Origin of the sequence: Klebsiella sp. CN_Kp088 (assembly GCF_040064335.1) — a bacterium.
Taxonomy (GTDB): domain Bacteria; phylum Pseudomonadota; class Gammaproteobacteria; order Enterobacterales; family Enterobacteriaceae; genus Klebsiella; species Klebsiella aerogenes.
The window spans coordinates 33,810-56,496 of record NZ_JBEAIQ010000030.1; the positions used below are offsets into that span (position 1 = coordinate 33,810).

Here is a 22,687-nt window from a genome sequence, read left to right on the forward strand (position 1 = left end):
TTTATGCCGCCATCCGGCACGTGTGCGACGGTATTACTTGGTGATACGGCCCTGTGCATCCTTCAGCGCGGCATCGACGGTCTGACGGCCGCTTGCGGCGTTGATAACCGCGGTACGGACGGCATACCAGAACGCCGACATCTGCGGGATGTTCGGCATGATTTCGCCTTTCTGGGCGTTAGCCATGGTGGCGGCGATACGCGGGTCTTTCTCCAGCTTCTCCTGGAAGGATTTCAGCGCCACGGCGCCCAGCGGTTTATCGTTGTTCACCGCTTCCAGGCCCGGATCGGTCATCAGGTAGTTTTCGAGGAACTCTTTCGCCAGTTCTTTATTCGGACTGGCGGCGTTAATCCCGGCGCTCAGTACGCCAACGAACGGTTTAGACGGTTTGCCTTTGAAGGTCGGCAGCAGAGTGACGCCGTAGTTAACCTTGCTCTTGTCGATGTTAGACCACGCCCACGGACCGTTGATGGTCATCGCGGTTTCGCCTTTGTTGAACGCCGCTTCCGCGATGGAGTAGTCGGTGTCGGCGTTCATGTGTTTATTTTTGATGAGGTCGACCAGGAAGGTCAGACCGGCTTTTGCCCCGGCGCTATCGACGCCGACGTTTTTCACGTCGTATTTGCCGTTTTCAAACTTAAACGCGTATCCACCATCGGCGGCGATCAGCGGCCAGGTGAAGTACGGTTCTTGTAGGTTGAACATCAGCGCGCTCTTGCCTTTCGCCTTCAGCGCTTTATCCAGCGCCGGGATCTCTTCCCAGGTTTTCGGCGGGTTCGGGACCAGGTCTTTGTTATAAATCAGCGACAAGGCTTCCACCGCCACCGGGTAAGCGATCAGTTTGCCGTTGTAGCGTACGGCATCCCAGGTGAACGGATAGAGTTTGTCCTGGAACGCTTTATCCGGGGTGATTTCCGCCAGCAGACCGGACTGCGCATAGCCGCCAAAGCGGTCATGCGCCCAGAAGATGATATCCGGGCCGTCGCCGGTCGCTGCAACCTGCGGGAACTTCTCTTCCAGCTTATCCGGATGTTCTACGGAAACTTTAATGCCGGTATCTTTTTCGAACTTTTTACCCACTTCAGCGAGGCCGTTATAGCCTTTATCGCCGTTAATCCAGATAACCAGCTTACCTTCTTCAATTTTTGCGAGGGCAGAGGCGGAAAACATCATCGTCGTCAATGCAGACAGCGCGAGGATGCGAGCGCCAGTTTTGATTTTCATATACCCGTCCTATTTGGTGATGTGCTCGTGGATACACTTGAGTGGTTTAACGCTGATGAGTTTCCTTTTTTAACAACCTCTTTCCATCCTCCCTATGTCTACGCCCCGCCCGCCGTTTATGTGATCCGTATTGCAGAAATGCCGGTAATGGGCCCTGGAGCACATAAAAAAGCCACCGTTTTTGTCGCTTCGATCACGAAATGACCTTTTGCCGGGAACTTCCGGCGGCGAGAGGCAATTTCTCATCCTCCCGTCTCCTCCCCCATCAAAAACCCGGGGGGTGGAGGATTTGCCAACGTAATGAATGCCGCATAGTCAGCCCATCTTGAATGTGTCTTTAAGTGACAGGTTGTAACGAAGGGAGAAGGGCATGGCGAGCGTACAGCTACGAAATGTAACGAAAGCCTGGGGCGACGTGGTGGTATCTAAAGATATCAATCTCGAGATCCAGGATGGGGAGTTCGTCGTGTTTGTAGGACCGTCGGGCTGCGGCAAATCCACCCTGCTGCGTATGATTGCCGGACTGGAAACGGTCACCAGCGGCGATCTGTTTATTGGCGATACCCGAATGAACGATGTGCCGCCCGCCGAGCGCGGCATCGGCATGGTATTCCAGTCTTATGCGCTCTATCCCCACCTTTCCGTTGCCGAAAATATGTCTTTTGGCCTGAAACTGGCCGGGGCGAAAAAAGAGGTGATTAACCAGCGCGTGACTCAGGTCGCAGAGGTGTTGCAGCTGGCGCACCTGCTGGAGCGTAAGCCGAAAGCGCTCTCCGGCGGCCAGCGTCAGCGCGTGGCCATCGGCCGTACCCTGGTCGCCGAGCCGCGGGTTTTTCTGCTTGATGAGCCCCTGTCCAACCTCGATGCCGCGCTGCGCGTGCAGATGCGTATCGAAATCTCCCGTCTGCATAAGCGCCTTGGTCGCACGATGATTTACGTCACCCACGATCAGGTGGAAGCCATGACCCTGGCCGACAAAATCGTCGTGCTGGATGCCGGCCGCGTCGCGCAGGTCGGGAAACCGCTGGAACTCTATCACTATCCGGCAGACCGCTTCGTCGCGGGCTTTATTGGCTCGCCGAAGATGAACTTCCTGCCGGTCAAAGTCACCGCGACCGCCATTGAACAGGTACAGGTCGAACTACCGAACCGCCAGCAGGTCTGGCTGCCGGTAGACAGCGCCCACGTTCAGGTCGGCGCCAATATGTCTTTGGGTATCCGCCCGGAACACCTGCTGCCGAGCGACATCGCTGATGTCACCCTTGAGGGCGAAGTGCAGGTGGTCGAACAGCTTGGTCACGAAACGCAAATTCATATCCAGATCCCCGCCATCCGTCAGAACCTGGTGTACCGCCAGAATGACGTGGTGTTGGTAGAAGAGGGAGCCACATTCGCCATCGGTTTGCCGCCGGAGCGCTGCCATTTATTCCGTGAGGATGGCACAGCTTGTCGTCGGTTGCATAAAGAGCCGGGCGTATAAGGTTCCCCATTAAAAGAAGACGCGAACCCAGCGCGCAGCCAACCATGCGGCGGCCGACGGGGAAGTGTTCAAAGAAAAGCAATGATCTCAGGAGATAGAATGATGATTACTCTGCGCAAACTTCCACTGGCGGTAGCCGTTGCGGCGGGCGTGATGTCTGCCCAGGCGCTGGCTGTCGATTTCCACGGCTACGCGCGTTCCGGTATTGGCTGGACCGGCAGCGGCGGCGAACAGCAGTGCTTCCAGGCCACCGGCGCTCAAAGTAAATACCGTCTCGGTAACGAATGTGAAACTTACGCTGAACTGAAACTGGGCCAGGAAGTGTGGAAAGAGGGCGATAAGAGCTTCTACTTCGATACCAACGTTGCCTACTCGGTATCGCAGCAGAACGACTGGGAATCTACCAGCCCGGCCTTCCGTGAAGTTAACGTGCAGGGTAAAAACCTGATCGATTGGCTGCCGGGTTCAACCCTGTGGGCCGGTAAGCGCTTCTATCAGCGTCATGACGTTCACATGATCGACTTCTACTACTGGGATATATCCGGTCCTGGCGCCGGTATCGAAAACATCGATCTGGGCTTCGGTAAACTCTCTCTGGCCGCCACTCGTTCTTCTGAATCCGGCGGCTCGGCAACCTATGCTGACCGCGATCCGCTGACTGGCGAACGCGTTTATGATCATCTGGTACCGAACGACGTCTTCGATGTGCGTTTAGCGCAGATGGAAACCAACCCAGGCGGTACGCTGGAGCTGGGCGTGGACTATGGTCACACCAACGTGCCGGATGACTACTACCTGCAGCCGGATGCATCAAAAGATGGCTGGATGTTCACCGCTGAACATACCCAGAGCATCCTGAAAGGCTACAACAAATTTGTTCTGCAGTACGCGACCGACGCCATGACCTCCAACGGCAAAGGCGTACCGCAGGGCGGCAGCATTAATAACGATGGTTCCATGTGGCGTGTGCTTGACCACGGCGCGGTCTCTCTGGCGGACGATTGGGACATGATGTACGTCGCCATGTACCAGGACGTCAACCTGGACAACAACAACGGTACCAAATGGTGGACCGTCGGCGTACGTCCTATGTACAAGTGGACGCCGATCATGAGCACCCTGCTGGAAGTCGGCTACGACAATGTCAAATCGCAGAAAACCGGCGACAGCAACAACCAGTACAAAATCACCCTGGCGCAACAGTGGCAGGCGGGCGACAGCATCTGGTCCCGTCCGGCAATTCGTCTGTTCGCCACCTACGCGAAGTGGGATGAGAAGTGGGGTTACACCGATAGCGGCGTCGCCATGCGCGATACCTCTGGTACCGGTATCAACACTTCCAGCCGCGGCGACGACGATGAGTGGACCTTCGGCGCCCAGATGGAAATCTGGTGGTAATGCAATCCGCATCATGATGAGTAAAAGAGGGGCAGCAGCCCCTCTGTTTTCGGCCCAGCGCGCTATTGCCTGGCTAACGCTCGGCCATAGGAATTGAGGTGATAACAATGAATATGAAGAAAAGTCTCGTTGCCCTCTGCCTGTCCGCCGGCCTGCTGGCCAGCGTACCCGCAGTCAGTTTTGCTGATGTCAATTTCGTGCCGCAGAATACCTCTGCCGCGCCGTCAATCCCGGCCTCCTCGCTGCAGCAGTTGACCTGGACGCCGGTCGATCAATCGAAAACCCAAACCTCTAAAGTGGCGGTCGCCGGTCAAACGCTGAATGTCCCCGGTATCGCCGGGCCGGTGGTGGCCTATAGCGTACCGGCCAATATCGGCGAGTTAACTCTGACGTTGACCAGCGAAGTCGACAAACAGACTAGCGTCTACGCGCCAAATGTCCTGATCCTCGATCAGAGCATGACGCCGTCCGCCTTCTTCCCGAGCAGCTATTTCACTTATCTGGAGCCGGGCGTGATGAGCGCCGACCGCCTGGAAGGGGTAATGCGCCTGACGCCGGCGCTGGGACAGCAGAAAATTTATGTGCTGGTGTTTACCACTCCGCAGGATCTGCAGCAGACCACCAAATTAATCGACCCGGCGAAAGCCTACGCGAAAGGCACCGGTAACGCGGTGCCGGACATTCCGGATCCGATCGCTAAACATACCACTGACGGCACCTTGAGCCTGAAGGTGAAAACGTCTTCGAGTTCCAGCGTGCTGGTGGGCCCGCTGTTCGGCTCCTCCGGCCCAGGCCCGGTGACCGTCGGCAATACCGCCGCGCCGGTCTATAACGCCCCGGCCGCTGCGCCGGTAGCCGCGCCAGCCCCAGCAGCCAAAAGCGAACCGATGCTTGACGATACCGAAACCTACTTCAACAACGGTATTAAGCAGGCGGTGAAGCAAGGTGATATCGACAAAGCCCTGAAATTGATGAACGAAGCTGAACGCCTCGGCTCGAAATCTGCTCGTTCCACCTTTATCAGCAGTGTAAAAGGCAAGGGGTGACCGTCTCCCCACAATGCTGATGTTTAGGCACAGCCTTTAGGTGCGTCCGCCTGGACGCACTTTTTTTTCTCGCGCAGCGGCAACTGTTGCATGCCTGTTGCGCGGATGATCGTATATTGACGTTTGCCCGCCCTCAAAACGCTATTCTGCGATACAATGCCTGCACGTTTTGTACCGGAGAATCAGGCATGCCACATCCTGCGCTTACGCAACTGCGTGCGCTGCGCTATTTTGCCGCCATACCCGAGCTGGACGTGCCGCTGCGCGACTGGCTGTTGCTGGAAGACTCAATGACCAAACGCTTTGAGCAACAAGGGAAAAAGGTCACCGTGACCATGATTAACGAAGGTTTCGTCGGGCGCGACGCGCTGGCGGGCGAAGAAGCCCTGCTGCCGGAAGAGGCGCGGTATTGGCTGCGGGAGATCATTCTTTGCGCCGATGGCGAACCCTGGCTTGCCGGTCGTACTCTCGTGCCGGAATCGACGCTATGCGGCCCGGAATTAGCCCTGCAGCAGTTGGGGCAGACGCCGCTGGGTCGGTATCTGTTTACGTCGTCGACGTTAACCCGTGATTTTATTGAGATTGGCCGTAGTGCACAGCTGTGGGGGCGACGTTCCCGTCTCCGGCTGAGCGGCAAACCGCTGCTGCTGACAGAGCTTTTTCTGCCTGCATCGCCATTGTATTAAGAGGAAGAGAAAATGGAGTGGAGTCTGACGCAGAATAAGCTGTTGGCGTTTCACCGCCTGATGCGTACTGACAAACCAATCGGCGCGCTATTGCTGCTGTGGCCGACGCTGTGGGCGTTATGGGTGGCTTCACCCGGGGTACCGCCGCTGTGGATTCTGGCGGTATTTGTCGCTGGCGTCTGGTTGATGCGCGCCGCCGGCTGCGTCGTGAATGACTATGCCGACCGTAAATTTGATGGTCACGTTAAGCGTACGGCTCGCCGGCCGTTACCAAGCGGCGAGGTCACGGAAAAAGAAGCGCGCATATTATTCGCGGTGCTGGTGGGGCTCTCCTTCCTGTTGGTGCTGACGCTCAATACCATGACCATCCTGCTGTCGGTCGCGGCGCTGGCGCTGGCCTGGGTCTACCCCTTTATGAAGCGCTACACCCATCTGCCGCAGGTGGTGCTGGGCGCGGCCTTTGGTTGGTCGATCCCGATGGCGTTCTCGGCGGTAAGTGAAGCGCTGCCGCTCAGCTGCTGGCTGATGTTCCTCGCCAATATTCTGTGGGCGGTAGCCTACGACACCCAGTACGCGATGGTCGATCGCGACGATGATGTCAAAATCGGCATTAAGTCGACGGCGATTCTGTTCGGCGAAAACGATCGTTTGATTATCGGTATTCTGCAGGTTGCCGTGCTGGTATTGATGGGGGCTGTAGGCTGGCTGAATGGGCTGAACTGGGCGTTTTACTGGTCGCTGTTTATCGCGGCAGGACTGTTTGTCTGGCAGCAGAAACTTATCTTCAAGCGCGAACGCGATAACTGCTTCAAAGCGTTTATGAATAATAACTACGTTGGGCTGGTGCTGTTTCTCGGTCTGGCGATGAGTTACCTGCAGTAAATCCTTCTGTTCCCCGACTCGCGCCGCGAGCCGGGGAACAGAAGCCGCAACGTTATGCGTCGTCCTGAGCGGCGCTTTCAATCGTCAAACGTACATCCGACGTAATCAAATCCGCCAGCATCTGGTAGACCTTCAGGGTCTCTGCCGGCTCGGCATCGCCAGTATCGCTGATGTAGCCTTCGTCACGCAGGGTCAGCACGAGGGTACTGAACACCGCCTTATCGAAGAACTCCGGCGCGTTGATACCATGCAGTACCGACAGACGCTGCGCCATGGTGCGGCTTTCTTTCTCCAGCGTACTGCGGTTGATGGACGGGTTGGCGCTCAGCAGCCAGAAGGTAATCGCGTAGCGCTGTAACGTCTCACGCGCGCCGGCGGCCAGCAGCTGCAGGGAACGAGAGTGAGCCGGATTGACGCTCATCTCATCGCCATTCAGCACCACCAGCCCCTGACGCTGCATCTCTGCCATCAGCGCATCGATAACGCCCGCCAGTTCTTCTTTTTCCCAGCGCAGGAACAGTTCGGCTTTCAGGAACGGATAGAACATCTCGACATGACGCAGCACTTCGCTACGGGAGATGCGGCGATGCTGGGTCACGATAGCGGCCAGCAGCGATGGCATCACCAGCATATGGGCGATGTTGTTGCGATAGTAGGTCATCAGCACCGCCTGCTCGCGCGGCAGGATGATGATATCGCCGATGGTGTCTTTCTCGACTTCGAACTTGTTCATCTGCAGCGCGTGGTCGATAAGCTCGCTGGCGGAAGCCGTCGGCGCGGTCGAATCGGTGGAGTACGGCACGTTACGCAGCAGGTCGAGGTAGCAATCCAACTGTTGGGTTAGTTGCTCACGGGTCAAAGAACGCTGACGTGACGCCAGAAGCGCCGTACAGCACAGGTTCATGGCGTTAGCTGCCCCGGCATTGTTGATGCGCACCATCAGGTCGGCGGCGATATTATTCACCGTCGGCGTCAGCCAGGAAGGGCGGACGGCTTCGATAGGATCGATGGCTTCGCGCCATTCCGGCACGTGCTGATTGAGATAGGTCATCAGCGGCAGCGGTTCACCGAAGTTAACGTAGCCCTGGCCAAGATTACGCAGCTTACTGAGGCCGCGCATCATCTGCGGCAGGCTCTCTTTTTCTTTTGTCGCGCCGCGCAGCTCTTTGGCGTAGGTACCCACTTCCATCACGTGCTCGTAGCCGATATAAATCGGCACCAGCGTGATGGGGCGGCTACCGCCGCGCAGCATCGCCTGGATAGTCATCGACAGGGTGCCGGTTTTCGGATCCAGCAGACGGCCGGTACGGGAACGCCCGCCTTCGACAAAGTATTCCACCGAATAACCACGGCTGAACAGCTCGCCAAGATATTCGCGGAATACCGTGGAGTAGAGCTTGTTGCCCTTAAAAGTACGACGAATAAAGAAAGCGCCCAGGCGGCGGAAAATCGGCCCAGCCGGCCAGAAGTTGAGGTTTATGCCGGCAGCGATATGCGGCGGCACCAGACCCTGATGATAGAGCACATAGGAGAGCAGCAGGTAGTCCATGTGACTACGGTGACAAGGCACATAGACAATCTCATGGCCGTCATGCGCCAGCTGGCGTACGCGCTCGGCATTGTGCACGTTAATCCCCTGGTACAGACGGTTCCAGGTAAAGCCCAGAATACGGTCAGTCAGGCGGATCATTTCATAAGAGAAGTTAGCGGCAATCTCTTCCATCAGCGCAATGGCGTTCTGCTGGGCCTTCTCGTGAGATATCTTCTTGCTGCGCGCTTCATCTTCTACCGCGCGGGCGATAGCTTTCGACGCCAGCAGCTTGTTGAAGAGATCCTGGCGGGCAGGGAGGCGCGGGCCGACGGCGGCCAGACGTTGACGGGCGAAGTGCATACGCGCCACGCGGGCCAGCTTCTGGGCGATGATTTTATCGGTCCCGTGCTCATCCGCCATGCGGCGCAGAGAGACCGACGGCGAGAAACGCACGAAGCTATCGCGGCCAAGCCAGGAGACGGCGAAGAATTTCTGAATACCGTTAAGCATCCGCAGCGGCGGATTCTCTTCGCCTTTTTCACGACCCGGCGCGCGGCCGAACATGACCGACACCGGTACCATTTGCACGTCGAGGTCGGGATGGTTACGGTGCAGATCCAGGTAGTCGTGGAACAGCTTGATGGACTCTTCTTTCGGCGTGTAGTAAGTAAACACGCGCGGGCCGCCGTGGATGAAAACGTAGCGCGGCAGCAGTGTGCCGTCGATTTCCAGCGGTTCAAAAGGGTCGGGTAAATCATGCGCCAGGCACTGGGCGCGCAGGGTCAGCAGGTCCGCCTTGGAGTTATAAGGCAAGACGTACATTATCGGACGCGAGGTATCGAGCCCTAATTCCTGAGCAGGTTCTGCCGGAATAGACTTGCTTTTTACCAGCACCCGTAATGGTAAATTCAGTAATTTATAGTAAATTCGTTGCCAGCCGGACATAAACGATGTGAAGCCTCTGGTTAATCATGCAAATGCGCGGCAAGAATAACAGAAAGCGTACAAAATTTCCGTTGTCGCACGGCAAACACGTACACTCGTCGACGTCATTTACATTAAAAGGTTCTTTTTGATGGCCAATAATACCACTGGGTTAACCAGAATCATTAAAGCAGCAGGTTATTCCTGGAAAGGTTTCCGTGCGGCATGGGTTAATGAAGCCGCTTTCCGTCAGGAAGGGGTCGCCGCTATTGTGGCCGTGGCGATAGCTTGCTGGCTGGATGTCGATGTCATTACGCGAGTCCTGCTTATTGGCTCGGTCCTGTTAGTGATGATAGTCGAAATACTTAACAGCGCGATTGAAGCGGTGGTTGATCGTATCGGGCCTGAACACCATGAACTTTCCGGGCGCGCCAAGGATATGGGGTCGGCAGCGGTGCTGCTGGCGATAATCATCGCGCTGATCACCTGGGCCATGCTGCTGTGGTCGCATTACCGCTAAGTCTTGTCGGCAACGCTCGCAAAACGGAAAGAATCTCCTGATTTTTATATGATATGTGGTTCCAAAATCACCATTAGCTGTATATACTCACAGCATAACTGTATATACACCCAGGGGGCGGAATGAAAGCGTTAACGACCAGGCAGCAAGAGGTGTTTGATCTCATCCGGGATCACATCAGCCAAACGGGCATGCCGCCGACGCGTGCGGAAATTGCTCAGCGCTTGGGGTTCCGTTCCCCAAACGCGGCGGAAGAACACCTCAAAGCGCTGGCGCGTAAAGGCGCGATTGAAATCGTCTCCGGCGCTTCCCGCGGCATTCGTCTGCTGACGGAAGAAGAACATGGCCTGCCGCTGATTGGCCGCGTCGCCGCTGGCGAGCCGCTGCTGGCGCAGCAGCATATTGAAGGCCACTACCAGGTTGACCCGGCGATGTTTAAACCGAATGCCGACTTCCTGCTGCGCGTTAGTGGGATGTCGATGAAAGACATCGGTATCCTCGACGGCGATCTGCTGGCGGTGCATAAAACTCAGGACGTGCGTAACGGCCAGGTGGTTGTCGCGCGTATCGATGAAGAAGTGACTGTTAAGCGTCTGAAAAAGCAGGGCAACGTCGTTGAACTGCTGCCGGAAAACAGCGAGTTTTCCCCAATCGTCGTCGATCTGCGCCAGCAGAGCTTCACCATTGAAGGTCTGGCCGTCGGCGTGATCCGTAACGGTGAGTGGCTGTAACTCCCGTCTTAACGCAGCGTCATCATGATGCATGACGCTGCGATGTTCCTCCTCTTTCTGGTCCCTCTTCATGCTGCTCAACGCCGCCGATAAAGCACTGTGGCGCCTCGCGCTACCAATGATTTTCTCCAATATCACCGTTCCGCTGTTAGGGCTGGTCGATACTGCCGTTGTCGGCCATCTCGATAGTCCCGTCTATCTTGGCGGCGTCGCCGTCGGTGCGACGGCCACCAGTTTCCTCTTTATGCTGCTGCTGTTCCTGCGAATGAGCACCACTGGCTTAACCGCTCAGGCCTATGGCGCCAAAGATCCGCAACGCCTGGCGCGCGCGCTGGTGCAACCGCTGATCCTGGCGCTGGCCGCCGGGCTGCTCATCGTTCTGTTCCGCATGCCGCTCATTGACCTCGCGCTGCATATCGTCGGCGGGAGCGAGGCGGTACTGGAACAGGCCAGGCGGTTCCTGGAAATCCGCTGGCTCAGCGCCCCGGCGTCGTTGGCCAACCTGGTGCTGTTAGGGTGGCTGCTTGGCGTGCAGTACGCTCGCGCCCCGGTCATCCTGCTGGTGGTCGGCAACGTGCTGAATATCGTGCTCGATCTGTGGCTGGTGATGGGGTTGCATATGAACGTGCAGGGGGCGGCGCTGGCGACGGCGCTGTCGGAATACGCCACCTTTATCATCGGCCTGCTGATGGCGAAACGGGTGCTGGCGCTGCGTGGCGTGACGTTTGCCATGTTGAAGGAGGCGTGGCGCGGCAATATGCGGCGCCTGCTGGCGCTTAACCGCGACATCATGCTGCGCTCGCTGCTGCTGCAGCTCTGCTTTGGCGCCATCACCGTCTTCGGCGCCCGTCTTGGCAGCGACGTGGTGGCGGTCAATGCGGTACTGATGACCATGCTGACCTTTACCGCATACGCGCTGGACGGTTTTGCCTATGCCGTCGAAGCTCATTCCGGACAGGCCTACGGCGCGCGTGACGGTAGCCAACTGCTGGAAGTCTGGCGCGCGGCCTGTCGGCAGTCGGGAATGGTAGCGCTGGCGTTTGCGTTAATCTACAGCGTGGCCGGTGAGCATATCATCGCGCTATTGACCTCTATCCCATCATTGCAGCAGCTGGCCGACCGCTATCTGTTCTGGCAGATGATCCTACCGGTGATTGGCGTCTGGTGTTATCTGCTGGATGGCATGTTTATCGGCGCGACGCGCGGCGCGGAGATGCGTAATAGCATGGCGGTAGCCGCTGCGGGGTTTGCGGTGACGCTGCTCTCTGTGCCCATGCTCGGCAATCACGGCCTGTGGCTGGCGCTTGCCGTGTTCCTGGCTTTGCGTGGGCTTTCGCTGGCGCTCATCTGGCGCCGCCACTGGCAGCGTGGCACCTGGTTTAACTCACCCTCCTGAATGTAAAAAGCCCGGCTCAGCGTAGCGCGAGCCGGGAAAATCCCCCCAGCGTTTTCAATCGACCTGATGGTTAAAAATTCCGAATAACGAATCGGTGCCAGCATTGTCATCTATAGTTATTACCATGTCCGGAACAAAACGGGCTGTTAACCCACCGAATGATGAGGACGTAATGATGAATAAAGACGAAATCAGCGGTAACTGGAAACAGTTGAAAGGTAAAGCCAAGGAACAGTGGGGTAAGCTGACCGATGACGATATGACGGTCATCGAAGGGAAGCGCGACCAGTTGGTCGGTAAAATTCAGGAACGCTACGGCTATGCCAAAGATCAGGCCGAAAAAGAGGTGTCTGACTGGGAGCGTAAGAACGATACGCGCTGGTAGTGAAAGCGGTTTTGACCCCCTGTTTATGCCTGTCTAACGGCATAGTGATATGCCGTAGCTTCCCGCTGATGTCGCCCGACTCAGCGGGCTTTCTTTTTAATCTGGATGGTATGATCGTGATGGCAGTGTTCGCGAGTACTGCAGGCTTCGACTTCCACGCAGGCCGCGCACAGGCCATGCGCTTCAATCACATTATGCCGTAGAGCGAAGCCCATTCTGGCCGCCAGCGTATGCATAATATCCTCTACGCCTTCCGCACACTCTTCTTTGACCACGCCGCAGCGATCGCAGATAAACATCGCCGAACTGTGGGTTGGCTGATCGAAAAGGTGGCACAGCACATAGCTGTTGGTCGATTCCACTTTGTGCACAAAACCTTGCTCCAGCAGAAACTCCAGCGCGCGATAGACCGTCGGCGGCTTCGCCTGCGGCTCTTTTTCACGCAGCAGATCCAGCAGATCGTAGGCGCTAATCGCCCCTTGCTGCAGGCTCATCAGACGCAACACTTCCAGACGCTGCGGGGTCAGGCGTACGCCACGTTGCACGCAAAGCTTTTCAGCCTGCGCTAACATTTCTTGCGAAGTGGTGTTATCCATGAGCATCCTCTGGTTGCGTGATGTTGAAACTGTTACTTTATCACGAACCAGGTAAAACGCCGAGAACCTGCAAGCTTTGCTATACCTGATGTATCTCATTTTCGGGAGAAAACGATGAAACGACCTGATTGCATTCGACATTGGCGCGAACTGGAAGGTGCGGATGATTCCACCTACCCCGATAGTCACGAGCTTTTTTCTATTGGCGCGCCCCTTGCCCGCGGCCTACGGCTAAATCGGCTGGGCATCCATCATGAACGTTTACCGCCGGGACGCAGAACCTCTTATCCGCACGCGGAAAGCGATGAAGAAGAATTCATCTACGTGCTGGAAGGCTTTCCGGAAGTCTGGATCAATGGCTATCTATGGAAGCTGGAGCCGGGCGATAGCGTCGGCTTTCCGGCGGGAACTGGCGTATGTCATACCTTCCTGAATAATACCGAGCAGGAGGTGCGACTGCTGGTCGTTGGCGAGGCAAATAAAAAGCACAACCGTATTTACTATCCGCTGAACCCGGGCTATGCCGCGACTCGCCAGGACCGTTGGGTGGATCACCCTCCGCAGTTCTTTGGCCCGCACGACGGTAAACCGCGTAAAATATAGGCAACATTTTGACCATGGCGCGTGGCGTTCGACGCTATGCGCCGTGGTTTGTGTTTGTGCTATAGTAGCGCCCCTTTTTACCCGGATGCTTATTTATTCGCCATGATGCCAGAATCCACGTCTACCGCTTTTGCCGCCCACCGTTTTTCTATCGCGCCCATGCTCGATTGGACCGACAGACATTGCCGCTACTTCCTGCGTCTGCTGTCGCGCCATACTCTGCTGTATACCGAAATGGTCACCACCGGCGCGATTATTCACGGTAAAGGCGACTATCTGGCCTATAGCGAAGAAGAACATCCGGTAGCGCTGCAGTTGGGCGGTAGCGATCCTGCGGCATTGGCGCAATGCGCAAAGCTTGCCGAAGCGCGCGGCTATGACGAGATTAACCTCAACGTCGGCTGCCCCTCTGACCGCGTGCAGAACGGGATGTTTGGCGCTTGTCTGATGGGTAATGCCGCGCTGGTGGCGGACTGCATCAAAGCGATGCGCGACGTGGTGTCGATCCCGGTAACGGTAAAAACCCGTATTGGCATTGACGATCGGGATAGCTATGAATTCCTGTGTGATTTCATTGAGACCGTATCCGGCAAAGGGGAGTGTGAAATGTTCATCATTCACGCCCGTAAAGCCTGGCTTTCCGGCCTGAGCCCGAAAGAGAACCGTGAAATCCCGCCGCTGGATTATCCGCGCGTCTGGCAACTGAAACGTGATTTCCCGCATCTGACGATGGCGATTAACGGCGGAATTAAATCTCTGGCAGAGGCCAAACTGCAGCTTGAGCACATGGATGGCGTGATGGTGGGGCGTGAAGCCTATCAAAATCCGGGCATTCTGGCTTCGGTGGATCGTGAGATTTTCGGCGTCGACGGTGCGGATGCCGATCCGGTGGCGGTGGTGCGCGCAATGTATCCCTATATCGAGCGTGAGCTCAGCAACGGTACCTATCTGGGTCATATCACCCGCCATATGCTGGGATTGTTCCAGGGGATCCCCGGTGCGCGTCAGTGGCGCCGCTATCTCAGCGAAAACGCCCACAAAGCGGGCGCCGATATCAATGTGCTGGAGCACGCGCTGAAGCTGGTTGCCGATAAGCGTTAATTTTTTCGCTAAAACCTGGTCTTTTTCGCCACGCCCTGCGCTATTGCTGCAGGGCGTTTTGTTTTAATTCAATGAGTTATACCTGGCATGATTCTTGAAAATGACTCTTGAAATAGCTAATCAGCTATCTGGTTATTTTTTCGGGAGAAGACCATGCTGGAACTCTTATTTGTTATTGGCTTTTTTGTCATGTTGCTGGTCACCGGCATCTCGCTGCTTGGCATTATTGCCGCGCTGGTTGTCGCCACGGCGCTGATGTTCTTCGGCGGCCTGTTCGCATTAATGTTTAAACTGCTACCCTGGCTGCTGCTGGCGGTGGCTGTCGTATGGGTCATTCGGGCGATGAAATCGCCGACGACCACCCGCTATCGTCGTGAAGATCGCTGGCGCTATTAAGCCAACATTTTGGGTATTGAGCGGTATGTCACAACCTGAGTAATTTTGCATAAAACAGCGTAGGCATTGCGTATTAAATCTGTCACTATTAGCGCGATAACGAATTCATCGCGCTGTACCCTACATACAGCCGAACAAAAAAAGTCAGGGCCTCCGTCAGGAGGCCCTAAACTTTTCTGGCGATCTCACCCCGTTACGGCAGCAGCAGGCTCGACCCCTCGGTCACCCGGCTTTCCAGAATCTCATGCGCGCGCCGGGCGTCACGCAGGGCGTATTTCTGATTATCCGTGACATCGACCTTGATCACGCCGCTGGCGATCAGCGAAAACAGTTCATTGCTGGCTTCCGTCAGCTCTTCCCGGTTGGTGATGTAGCCTTGCAGAGAAGGGCGGGTCACATACAGCGATCCTTTCTGATTGAGGATACCCAAATTCACGCCGGTTACCGGGCCAGATGAATTGCCGAAGCTGACCATCAGCCCACGCCGCTGAAGACAATCGAGCGAGGCCTCCCAGGTATCTTTACCTACGGAATCGTAAACCACGGCGACTTTTTTGCCGCCGGTCAGCGCCTTGACGCGCTCGGCAATATTCTCTTCGAGGTAGTTAATGGTTTCCCAGGCGCCGGCCTGCCGGGCGCGCTGCGCTTTTTGCTCGCTGCCGACGGTGCCGATAAGTTTCGCCCCCAGCGCTTTCGCCCACTGGCAGGCAATCAGCCCCACGCCGCCCGCCGCCGCGTGGAACAGGAAGGTCTCGTTGGCTTTTATTTCATAGGTTTTGCGCAGCAGATACCATACCGTCAGCCCTTTCAGAAACGAGGCGGCGGCCTGCTCAAAGGAAATCGCATTCGGTAAAATCGCCGCTTTATCGGCATGCACGTTATGCACCGAGCTATAAGCGCCAAGCGCGGCCTGGGCGTACACCACCCGATCGCCAACCTTGATATGTTTAACGCCGCTGCCGATTTTACTGACGATACCGGCGGCTTCGGTGCCCAAACCGCTCGGCAGCGAGGGCGGCGGATACAGGCCGCTGCGGATGTAGGTGTCGATGTAGTTGATACCGATGGCTTTATTTTCTACCTGGATTTCGTGCTCGGCAGGATCGTTGGGGGTAAACTCGACCGCATGCAGCACCTCGGGGCCTCCATGCGCGGGAAATTCAATTCGTGTTGCCATGTGAACTCCTTTATAATTTTGTGTCTCTCATTTACAGGTAACTCCATTCACTATGGCAGGAAATAAACCCTTCAACAAACCACAGACAGAACCTCGCGAACGCGATCCGCAGCTCGCCGGGTTGAAAGTCCCGCCGCACTCGATTGAAGCGGAACAGTCGGTGTTGGGCGGTTTAATGCTGGATAACGAGCGCTGGGACGACGTCGCCGAAAGGGTGGTGTCGGAAGATTTCTATACCCGTCCGCATCGTCATATCTTTACCGAGATGGCGCGCCTGCAAGAGTCAGGTAGCCCGATTGACCTGATCACCCTCGCTGAATCGCTTGAGCGTCAGGGGCAACTGGATAGCGTTGGCGGCTTCGCCTATCTGGCCGAGCTCTCCAAAAATACGCCAAGCGCGGCGAACATCAGCGCCTATGCCGACATCGTGCGCGAACGCGCAGTGGTGCGTGAAATGATTTCGGTGGCCAACGAAATCGCCGAAGCCGGTTTCGACCCCCAAGGGCGCACCAGCGAGGACCTGCTGGATCTGGCGGAATCGCGGGTATTTAAAATTGCCGAAAGCCGCGCCAACAAAGATGAAGGGCCGAAGAACATCGCCGATGTGCTCGATGCCACCGTCGCCCGTATTGAGCAGCTGTTCCAACAGCCGCACGATGGCGTCACCGGGGTGAATACCGGCTATGACGATCTCAACAAAAAGACCGCCGGGCTACAGCCTTCGGATCTGATTATCGTCGCCGCGCGTCCTTCGATGGGTAAGACGACATTTGCGATGAACCTCGTGGAAAACGCGGCGATGTTGCAGGATAAGCCGGTATTGATATTCAGTCTGGAGATGCCCTCCGAGCAGATCATGATGCGTTCTCTGGCCTCGCTATCGCGCGTCGATCAGACTCGTATCCGTACCGGCCAGCTGGACGATGAAGACTGGGCGCGTATCTCCGGCACTATGGGTATCTTGCTGGAAAAACGGAACATTTATATTGATGATTCCTCCGGCCTGACGCCGACGGAAGTGCGTTCGCGCGCCCGGCGTATCGCCCGCGAGCACGGCGGTATCGGCCTTATCATGATCGACTACCTGCAGCTGATGCGCGTACCGTCGCTCTCCGACAACCGTACTCTGGAGATCGCCGAAATCTCCCGCTCGCTGAAGGCGCTGGCAAAAGAGTTGCAGGTGCCGGTGGTGGCGCTGTCGCAGCTGAACCGCTCTCTGGAACAGCGCGCCGATAAACGCCCGGTCAACTCCGACCTGCGTGAATCCGGCTCTATTGAACAGGATGCCGACTTAATCATGTTCATCTACCGTGATGAGGTTTATCACGAGAACAGCGATTTAAAAGGTATTGCTGAAATTATCATTGGTAAACAACGTAACGGCCCGATCGGTACAGTACGACTGACCTTTAACGGCCAGTGGTCGCGTTTCGATAATTATGCCGGCCCTCAGTATGACGATGAGTAAACCTCAGTCTGTCTTTTTTAAGGAATTCAAATGCAAGCGGCAACTGTAGTTATCAACCGCCGCGCTCTGCGACACAACCTGCAACGCCTGCGTGAACTGGCTCCTGCCAGCAAACTGGTTGCGGTGGTGAAAGCGAACGCCTACGGACACGGCCTTCTTGAGACCGCGCGAACGCTGACCGACGCCGATGCCTTCGGCGTCGCCCGCCTGGAGGAGGCGCTGCGCCTGCGTGAAGGGGGTATTACCCAACCGATATTGCTGCTGGAAGGTTTCTTTGAAGCGGCGGATCTGGCGCTGATTTCCGCGCAGCGCCTGCATACCGTGGTACATAGCCCAGAACAGCTGGCGGCGCTCGAACAAGCGGAACTGGCCGAACCGGTTACCGTCTGGATGAAGCTGGATACCGGTATGCATCGCCTTGGCGTACTGCCGGAACAGGCCGAAGCGTTCTATCAGCGGCTAAGCCGGTGCAAAAATGTCCGCCAGCCGGTGAATATCGTCAGCCATTTCGCCCGTGCCGATGAACCTGAATGCGGCGCGACCGAGCGTCAGCTGGATATTTTCACCACCTTTACCGAAGGTAAGCCGGGGCTGCGTTCTATTGCCGCCTCGGGCGGGATCCTGCTGTGGCCGCAGTCGCATTTCGACTGGGCGCGGCCGGGCATCATTCTCTATGGCGTTTCGCCGCTGGAGAACCACTCTACCGGTGAGGATTTCGGCTGCCTGCCGGTCATGTCGCTGACCTCCAGCCTGATTGCGGTGCGCGAGCATAAAGCCGGGGAGCCGGTGGGCTACGGCGGCACCTGGATTAGCGAGCGCGATACCCGCCTCGGCGTCGTGGCGATGGGCTATGGCGATGGCTATCCACGCGCCGCGCCCTCCGGCACGCCGGTGCTGGTCAACGGCCGCGAAGTGCCGATAGTCGGCCGCGTGGCGATGGATATGATTTGCGTTGACCTCGGCCCTCAGGCGCAGGATCAAGCCAGCGATCCGGTTGTGTTATGGGGAGAAGGGCTCCCCGTTGAGCGCATCGCGGAAATAACGAAAGTGAGTGCTTACGAACTTATCACTCGCCTGACCTCCAGGCTGGCTATCCGTTACCTCGACTAACTACGGTCAGTGGCATATTTCCCCGATTACGCTACGCTTATCGGGGTAATGAGCAGGGGCGGCGCGCGGCGTCGCCCAGGTTTGCAGCGATCTTTGTCGATAACTTACCAACATCCCCTCGACCTTCCCCAACTTCCGGTTTATTGTGTAAATACCTGCTTTCGTAAACCTGGAGATACATCTCGTGTTTCAAAAAGTTGACGCCTACGCCGGCGACCCCATTCTCTCCTTGATGGAGCGTTTCAAAGAAGATCCGCGTAGTGACAAAGTGAACCTCAGCATCGGTCTTTACTACAACGAAGACGGCATTATTCCGCAACTACAGGCCGTGGCGGATGCCGAAGCACGACTCAATGCCCAGCCGCACGGCGCCTCGCTGTATCTGCCGATGGAAGGTCTCAATAGCTACCGCCACGCCATTGCGCCGCTGTTATTTGGTGCCGACCATCCGGTGCTGAAACAAAACCGCGTAGCATCAATTCAAACCCTGGGTGGCTCCGGCGCGCTAAAGGTTGGCGCCGATTTCCTTAAACGCTACTTCCCACAGTCTCGCGTATGGGTTAGCGACCCGACTTGGGAAAACCACATCGCCATATTTGAAGGGGCTGGATTCGAAGTAAGTACTTACCCATGGTTCGATGATGAGACCAACGGCGTACGTTTTGAAGCCTTCCTCGCCAAACTACAGACGCTCCCTGAGCGCGATATTGTGCTGCTGCATCCATGTTGCCACAACCCAACGGGCGCCGATTTGAGCAACGCACAGTGGGATGAAGTTGTTAAGATGTTGAAAGCACGTAATTTAATTCCTTTCCTCGATATTGCCTATCAGGGCTTTGGCGCCGGTATGGAAGACGATGCCTACGCTATCCGCGCGATTGCCAGCGCCGGCCTGCCGATGCTGGTCAGCAACTCATTCTCCAAAATCTTCTCGTTGTACGGCGAACGCGTCGGCGGCCTGTCAATCGTCTGCGATGATGCTGAAACCGCTGGCCGCGTGCTGGGTCAGTTGAAAGCGACGGTGCGTCGTAACTACTCCAGCCCGCCTAATTTTGGCGCGCAGGTGGTGGCGGCAGTATTGAACGACCCGGCGCTGAAAGCCTCATGGCTGGCGGAAGTGGAAGCTATGCGTACCCGCATCCTGGCGATGCGTCAGACGCTGGTGGATGCGCTGAAAGAGGCCGTTCCCGGCAAAAACTTTGACTACCTGCTGAAGCAGCGCGGCATGTTTAGCTACACCGGATTGAGCGCGGCACAGGTAGATCGTCTACGCGAAGAGTTTGGCGTTTACCTGATTGCCAGCGGCCGGATGTGCGTGGCGGGACTTAACTCGCGTAACGTCCAGCGTGTCGCCCAGGCGTTTGCTGCCGTAATGTAAGTGTTTACTTACTAATTTGCCCTCGCCAGCGTTAAGGCGAGGGTAGTATTACCTCTGAAGTGTGATCATGCTCTTTTTATATGACATTTGAGCAGAAAATCCTTTCTATCTATGTGGTCAGGCGTTAAGGTCTTGGGGCATTAATGCGCTCACTCATTATTAAAAATAATAACGAATCGATTATTTAGACCCAAAATAACTCAGGTTGCCGCTAAGCGGCCTGGCGCATGAGGGGCATAGGGATAAATATGCGTAAGTTAACTTTGGCCATTAGCGCCACTTGTCTGTTGTTCGCTCTGAATAGCTCCGTTGTCGCTCGCGCGTCCACTCCACAGCCCATTTGGGAAGGGACGAATGTTGCGAAACTCGCCGAACAGGCGCCGATCCATTGGGTATCGGTAGCGCAAATCGAAAATAGCCTGCTGGGCCGCGCGCCGATGGCGGTGGGTTTCGATATCGATGATACCGTGTTATTTTCCAGCCCCGGTTTCTGGCGCGGGCAAAAAACCTATTCTCCCGGCAGCGAAGCTTATCTGAAGAACCCGGAGTTCTGGGAAAAGATGAATAACGGCTGGGACGAGTTCAGTATGCCGAAAGAAGTGGGCCGCCAGTTGATCGCGATGCATATTAAGCGCGGCGACAGCATTTACTTCGTCACCGGCCGCAGCCAGACTAAAACTGAGACCGTCTCCAAAACCCTGCAGGATGATTTCCTGATCCCCGGTGCTAACATGAACCCGGTGATTTTTGCCGGCGATAAGCCCGGCCAGAACACAAAAACTCAGTGGTTACGCGAGAAGAATATCAAAGTCTTCTACGGTGACTCTGACAACGATATCTCGGCGGCCCGCGATGCCGATGCGCGAGGAATTCGCGTGCTGCGTGCGGCAAACTCCTCCTATAAACCTTTGCCGATGGCCGGGTCGCAGGGGGAAGAGGTGATTGTGAATTCAGAATATTAAGGCGTGTGAAACGCAACGCATCTGAATACGAGAAGGCAGCCGCAGGCTGTCTTTTTTTTGTACGAATTTCAGCCTTTGAGGTTTTACCTTTTCGTTTCTTGCTGCAAACTTAGAAGGATTCACACATTACAGGAGTCGTTTATGTGGCATCAGCAAACCCTGACATTAGGCCCGAAATCTCGTGGTTTCCATCTGGTGACCAACGAAATTATTGGTCAAATCCGCGAGCTCTCGCATATCAAGGTTGGCCTGCTGCATCTGTTACTCCAGCATACTTCCGCTTCCCTGACGTTGAATGAGAACTGCGATCCTACGGTCCGTTTTGATATGGAACAGCATTTCCTCAATGCCGTACCAGACAACGCGCCGTATGAACACGATTATGAAGGTCCTGATGATATGCCCTCGCACATTAAATCATCGCTGCTGGGCGTTTCCCTGATGTTGCCGGTGCAGAACGGCAACGTCATGTTAGGGACCTGGCAGGGGATCTGGCTGGGGGAGCATCGTATTCACGGCGGTTCGCGGCATATTGTCGCAACGCTCATGGGAGAATAAAAAATGACCATATCGGATCTACTGCAGTACTGCATGGCGAAGCCGGGCGCGGAGCAAAGTGTTCATAGCGACTGGAAAGCGACGCAAATCAAGGTCGCGGATGTGTTATTCGCCATGGTGAAAGAGGTGGAGGATAAGCGGCCGGCCGTTGCGTTAAAGACCAGCCCGGAGCTTGCCGAGCTGCTGCGCGAACAACATCGCGATGTTCGCCCCAGCAGGCATCTGAATAAAGCTCACTGGAGCACGGTTTTCCTCGATGGCTCTCTGCCAGACTCGCAGATTTACTACCTGGTGGATGCTTCCTATCAACAGGCGGTCGACCTGCTGTCGGAGGATAAGCGGAGGCAGTTGGCCTAGCTTATAGCCTGCCAGCCAGCGCCAGCAGCGTGATATCGAGCAGCCGTAACAACGTCGCCTGCAGCTGCGCCTGACGCGCGATGCTCTGGTTGTTGGCGCGAATGCGGGCAATATCGCGCTGACCTTCCAGCAGTAGCCGTAGATCGTCTTCGGTCAGCCAGCCCTGAGCTTTTTGCTGCAATGCCTGTAGCAAAAAGATGGCGCTATCGCGTACTTCGCGCTGCTCATCGCCAAGTACTTTATTCAGTAATGGCATCCATTCGGCGCTATTAATCGCGCAAGCGGACAACAGCGTGCGAATCTCCATGGTTGTCGGCATTATTCCCTCCCTGTACGCTGACATTCGCCAGCGATAGCCTGTTGATAAAGATAAATGGTCTGCCGCGTTAAATATTGCGCTTCGGCAGGGGTAAAGGGCGCGCCCCGCATCTGGTGATGGGCGTATACGCGCAGATAGTTACCTTCAAGTAGCTTGAAATTTTCCTGACGCAGCGAGTCGCCTTGGGCGATCGCCTGCGTGAACTGCTGGCGAATCTGTTCATCTTCCTTGTTCAATTGTTGATCGTCCTGCGTCGCTGCGGTGGCGATGAACTGCAAATGCAACTGCTTGAGTGTGAGCAATTGCTGATAGGCCGTATCGCTGTAGCGGCCAACCCATGAGCAGGCGCTTAACGTACATAGCGCGGCGGCGATGATAAATAACGGAGTGAGGCGTGGTACTCGCATAGTTTTCCCGGCATCGGTGGGCGATAGCGACTATCAGACGCCAGAGTGAGCG

Annotated in this window: 24 protein-coding genes; 18 read left to right on the forward strand and 6 right to left on the reverse strand. The window is 56.2% G+C overall.

What is annotated here, in order from left to right:
• Window positions 1-33: 33 nt before the first annotated feature.
• Window positions 34-1,224, reverse strand: a complete 1,191-nt coding sequence (gene malE / locus ABLV08_RS19280) for a maltose/maltodextrin ABC transporter substrate-binding protein MalE (RefSeq protein ID WP_015368772.1) — start codon at window positions 1,222-1,224, stop codon at window positions 34-36.
• A gap of 370 nt (window positions 1,225-1,594) precedes the next feature.
• On the opposite strand from malE, the gene malK reads away from it, so the two are divergent.
• The 5 genes from malK (at window position 1,595) to ubiA (ending at window position 6,716) form a co-directional block, all read left to right on the forward strand.
• Complete coding sequence (gene malK, locus ABLV08_RS19285; RefSeq protein ID WP_015368770.1) at window positions 1,595-2,704, forward strand: maltose/maltodextrin ABC transporter ATP-binding protein MalK; 1,110 nt, start codon at window positions 1,595-1,597, stop codon at window positions 2,702-2,704.
• Window positions 2,705-2,803: 99 nt separating this feature from the next.
• Entirely contained in the window at window positions 2,804-4,102 is a 1,299-nt protein-coding gene (locus ABLV08_RS19290; protein ID WP_015704036.1) for a maltoporin, read from the forward strand.
• Between the two features lie 107 nt (window positions 4,103-4,209).
• Window positions 4,210-5,148: a maltose operon protein MalM gene (gene malM, locus ABLV08_RS19295; protein WP_015704037.1), complete on the forward strand. Its 939-nt coding sequence runs from the start codon at window positions 4,210-4,212 to the stop codon at window positions 5,146-5,148.
• 188 nt (window positions 5,149-5,336) lie between these two features.
• Complete coding sequence (ubiC, locus tag ABLV08_RS19300) at window positions 5,337-5,834, forward strand: chorismate lyase (RefSeq protein ID WP_348856166.1); 498 nt, start codon at window positions 5,337-5,339, stop codon at window positions 5,832-5,834.
• Between the two features lie 12 nt (window positions 5,835-5,846).
• Window positions 5,847-6,716, forward strand: coding sequence for a 4-hydroxybenzoate octaprenyltransferase (gene ubiA, locus ABLV08_RS19305; protein WP_015368766.1), 870 nt, complete (start codon window positions 5,847-5,849; stop codon window positions 6,714-6,716).
• Window positions 6,717-6,768: 52 nt separating this feature from the next.
• Here ubiA and plsB read toward each other — a convergent pair whose 3' ends face one another.
• A complete protein-coding gene (plsB, locus tag ABLV08_RS19310) occupies window positions 6,769-9,192 on the reverse strand; it encodes a glycerol-3-phosphate 1-O-acyltransferase PlsB (RefSeq protein ID WP_015368765.1) in 2,424 nt (807 codons plus the stop codon).
• Window positions 9,193-9,322: 130 nt separating this feature from the next.
• Here plsB and ABLV08_RS19315 point away from each other — a divergent pair, with 130 nt between their 5' ends.
• The 4 genes from ABLV08_RS19315 (at window position 9,323) to ABLV08_RS19330 (ending at window position 12,203) form a co-directional block, all read left to right on the forward strand.
• Complete coding sequence (locus ABLV08_RS19315) at window positions 9,323-9,691, forward strand: diacylglycerol kinase (RefSeq protein WP_015368764.1); 369 nt, start codon at window positions 9,323-9,325, stop codon at window positions 9,689-9,691.
• 122 nt (window positions 9,692-9,813) lie between these two features.
• A complete protein-coding gene (gene lexA, locus ABLV08_RS19320; RefSeq protein WP_015704040.1) occupies window positions 9,814-10,422 on the forward strand; it encodes a transcriptional repressor LexA in 609 nt (202 codons plus the stop codon).
• A 70-nt stretch (window positions 10,423-10,492) separates the two neighbouring features.
• Window positions 10,493-11,818, forward strand: a complete 1,326-nt coding sequence (gene dinF, locus ABLV08_RS19325) for an MATE family efflux transporter DinF (protein WP_020079875.1) — start codon at window positions 10,493-10,495, stop codon at window positions 11,816-11,818.
• Between the two features lie 175 nt (window positions 11,819-11,993).
• Window positions 11,994-12,203 carry a CsbD family protein gene (locus tag ABLV08_RS19330; protein WP_015704042.1) on the forward strand — a complete coding sequence of 70 codons (210 nt, stop codon included), beginning with the start codon at window positions 11,994-11,996 and terminating at the stop codon, window positions 12,201-12,203.
• Window positions 12,204-12,283: 80 nt separating this feature from the next.
• Here the strand turns inward: ABLV08_RS19330 and zur are convergent, their stop codons facing one another.
• Window positions 12,284-12,799 (reverse strand): zinc uptake transcriptional repressor Zur, encoded by a 516-nt coding sequence (zur, locus tag ABLV08_RS19335; protein ID WP_015368760.1) that lies wholly within the window; start codon window positions 12,797-12,799, stop codon window positions 12,284-12,286.
• A 114-nt stretch (window positions 12,800-12,913) separates the two neighbouring features.
• Between zur and ABLV08_RS19340 the strand changes: the two genes are divergently transcribed.
• From ABLV08_RS19340 to pspG, 3 genes are all read left to right on the forward strand, one after another.
• Window positions 12,914-13,402 (forward strand): cupin domain-containing protein, encoded by a 489-nt coding sequence (locus ABLV08_RS19340; RefSeq protein ID WP_015368759.1) that lies wholly within the window; start codon window positions 12,914-12,916, stop codon window positions 13,400-13,402.
• A gap of 102 nt (window positions 13,403-13,504) precedes the next feature.
• The gene (dusA, locus tag ABLV08_RS19345) at window positions 13,505-14,503 is read left to right on the forward strand and encodes a tRNA dihydrouridine(20/20a) synthase DusA (RefSeq protein ID WP_020079874.1); all 999 of its coding nucleotides are present in this window, start codon (window positions 13,505-13,507) and stop codon (window positions 14,501-14,503) included.
• Between the two features lie 153 nt (window positions 14,504-14,656).
• Window positions 14,657-14,899, forward strand: coding sequence for an envelope stress response protein PspG (gene pspG, locus ABLV08_RS19350; protein WP_015368757.1), 243 nt, complete (start codon window positions 14,657-14,659; stop codon window positions 14,897-14,899).
• A 193-nt stretch (window positions 14,900-15,092) separates the two neighbouring features.
• On the opposite strand, the gene ABLV08_RS19355 is transcribed toward pspG, so the two are convergent.
• Window positions 15,093-16,076, reverse strand: coding sequence for a quinone oxidoreductase (locus ABLV08_RS19355; RefSeq protein ID WP_348856168.1), 984 nt, complete (start codon window positions 16,074-16,076; stop codon window positions 15,093-15,095).
• Between the two features lie 52 nt (window positions 16,077-16,128).
• Between ABLV08_RS19355 and dnaB the strand changes: the two genes are divergently transcribed.
• From dnaB to ABLV08_RS19385, 6 genes are all read left to right on the forward strand, one after another.
• Window positions 16,129-17,544 carry a replicative DNA helicase gene (dnaB, locus tag ABLV08_RS19360; protein ID WP_015368755.1) on the forward strand — a complete coding sequence of 472 codons (1,416 nt, stop codon included), beginning with the start codon at window positions 16,129-16,131 and terminating at the stop codon, window positions 17,542-17,544.
• A 30-nt stretch (window positions 17,545-17,574) separates the two neighbouring features.
• Window positions 17,575-18,654 carry an alanine racemase gene (alr, locus tag ABLV08_RS19365; RefSeq protein WP_348856169.1) on the forward strand — a complete coding sequence of 360 codons (1,080 nt, stop codon included), beginning with the start codon at window positions 17,575-17,577 and terminating at the stop codon, window positions 18,652-18,654.
• A gap of 184 nt (window positions 18,655-18,838) precedes the next feature.
• The gene (gene tyrB / locus ABLV08_RS19370) at window positions 18,839-20,032 is read left to right on the forward strand and encodes an aromatic amino acid transaminase (protein ID WP_032715437.1); all 1,194 of its coding nucleotides are present in this window, start codon (window positions 18,839-18,841) and stop codon (window positions 20,030-20,032) included.
• A 248-nt stretch (window positions 20,033-20,280) separates the two neighbouring features.
• Window positions 20,281-20,994, forward strand: coding sequence for an acid phosphatase AphA (aphA, locus tag ABLV08_RS19375; protein ID WP_015368752.1), 714 nt, complete (start codon window positions 20,281-20,283; stop codon window positions 20,992-20,994).
• A gap of 141 nt (window positions 20,995-21,135) precedes the next feature.
• Entirely contained in the window at window positions 21,136-21,552 is a 417-nt protein-coding gene (locus ABLV08_RS19380) for a secondary thiamine-phosphate synthase enzyme YjbQ (RefSeq protein WP_015368751.1), read from the forward strand.
• 3 nt (window positions 21,553-21,555) lie between these two features.
• Entirely contained in the window at window positions 21,556-21,909 is a 354-nt protein-coding gene (locus tag ABLV08_RS19385) for an MmcQ/YjbR family DNA-binding protein (RefSeq protein WP_020079872.1), read from the forward strand.
• A gap of 1 nt (window position 21,910) precedes the next feature.
• On the opposite strand, the gene ABLV08_RS19390 is transcribed toward ABLV08_RS19385, so the two are convergent.
• Window positions 21,911-22,228 carry a hypothetical protein gene (locus ABLV08_RS19390; protein ID WP_015704048.1) on the reverse strand — a complete coding sequence of 106 codons (318 nt, stop codon included), beginning with the start codon at window positions 22,226-22,228 and terminating at the stop codon, window positions 21,911-21,913.
• Window positions 22,228-22,635 (reverse strand): hypothetical protein, encoded by a 408-nt coding sequence (locus tag ABLV08_RS19395; RefSeq protein WP_348856170.1) that lies wholly within the window; start codon window positions 22,633-22,635, stop codon window positions 22,228-22,230. Before ABLV08_RS19395 ends, ABLV08_RS19390 begins: the two co-directional genes overlap by 1 nt.
• Window positions 22,636-22,687 lie beyond the last annotated feature (52 nt).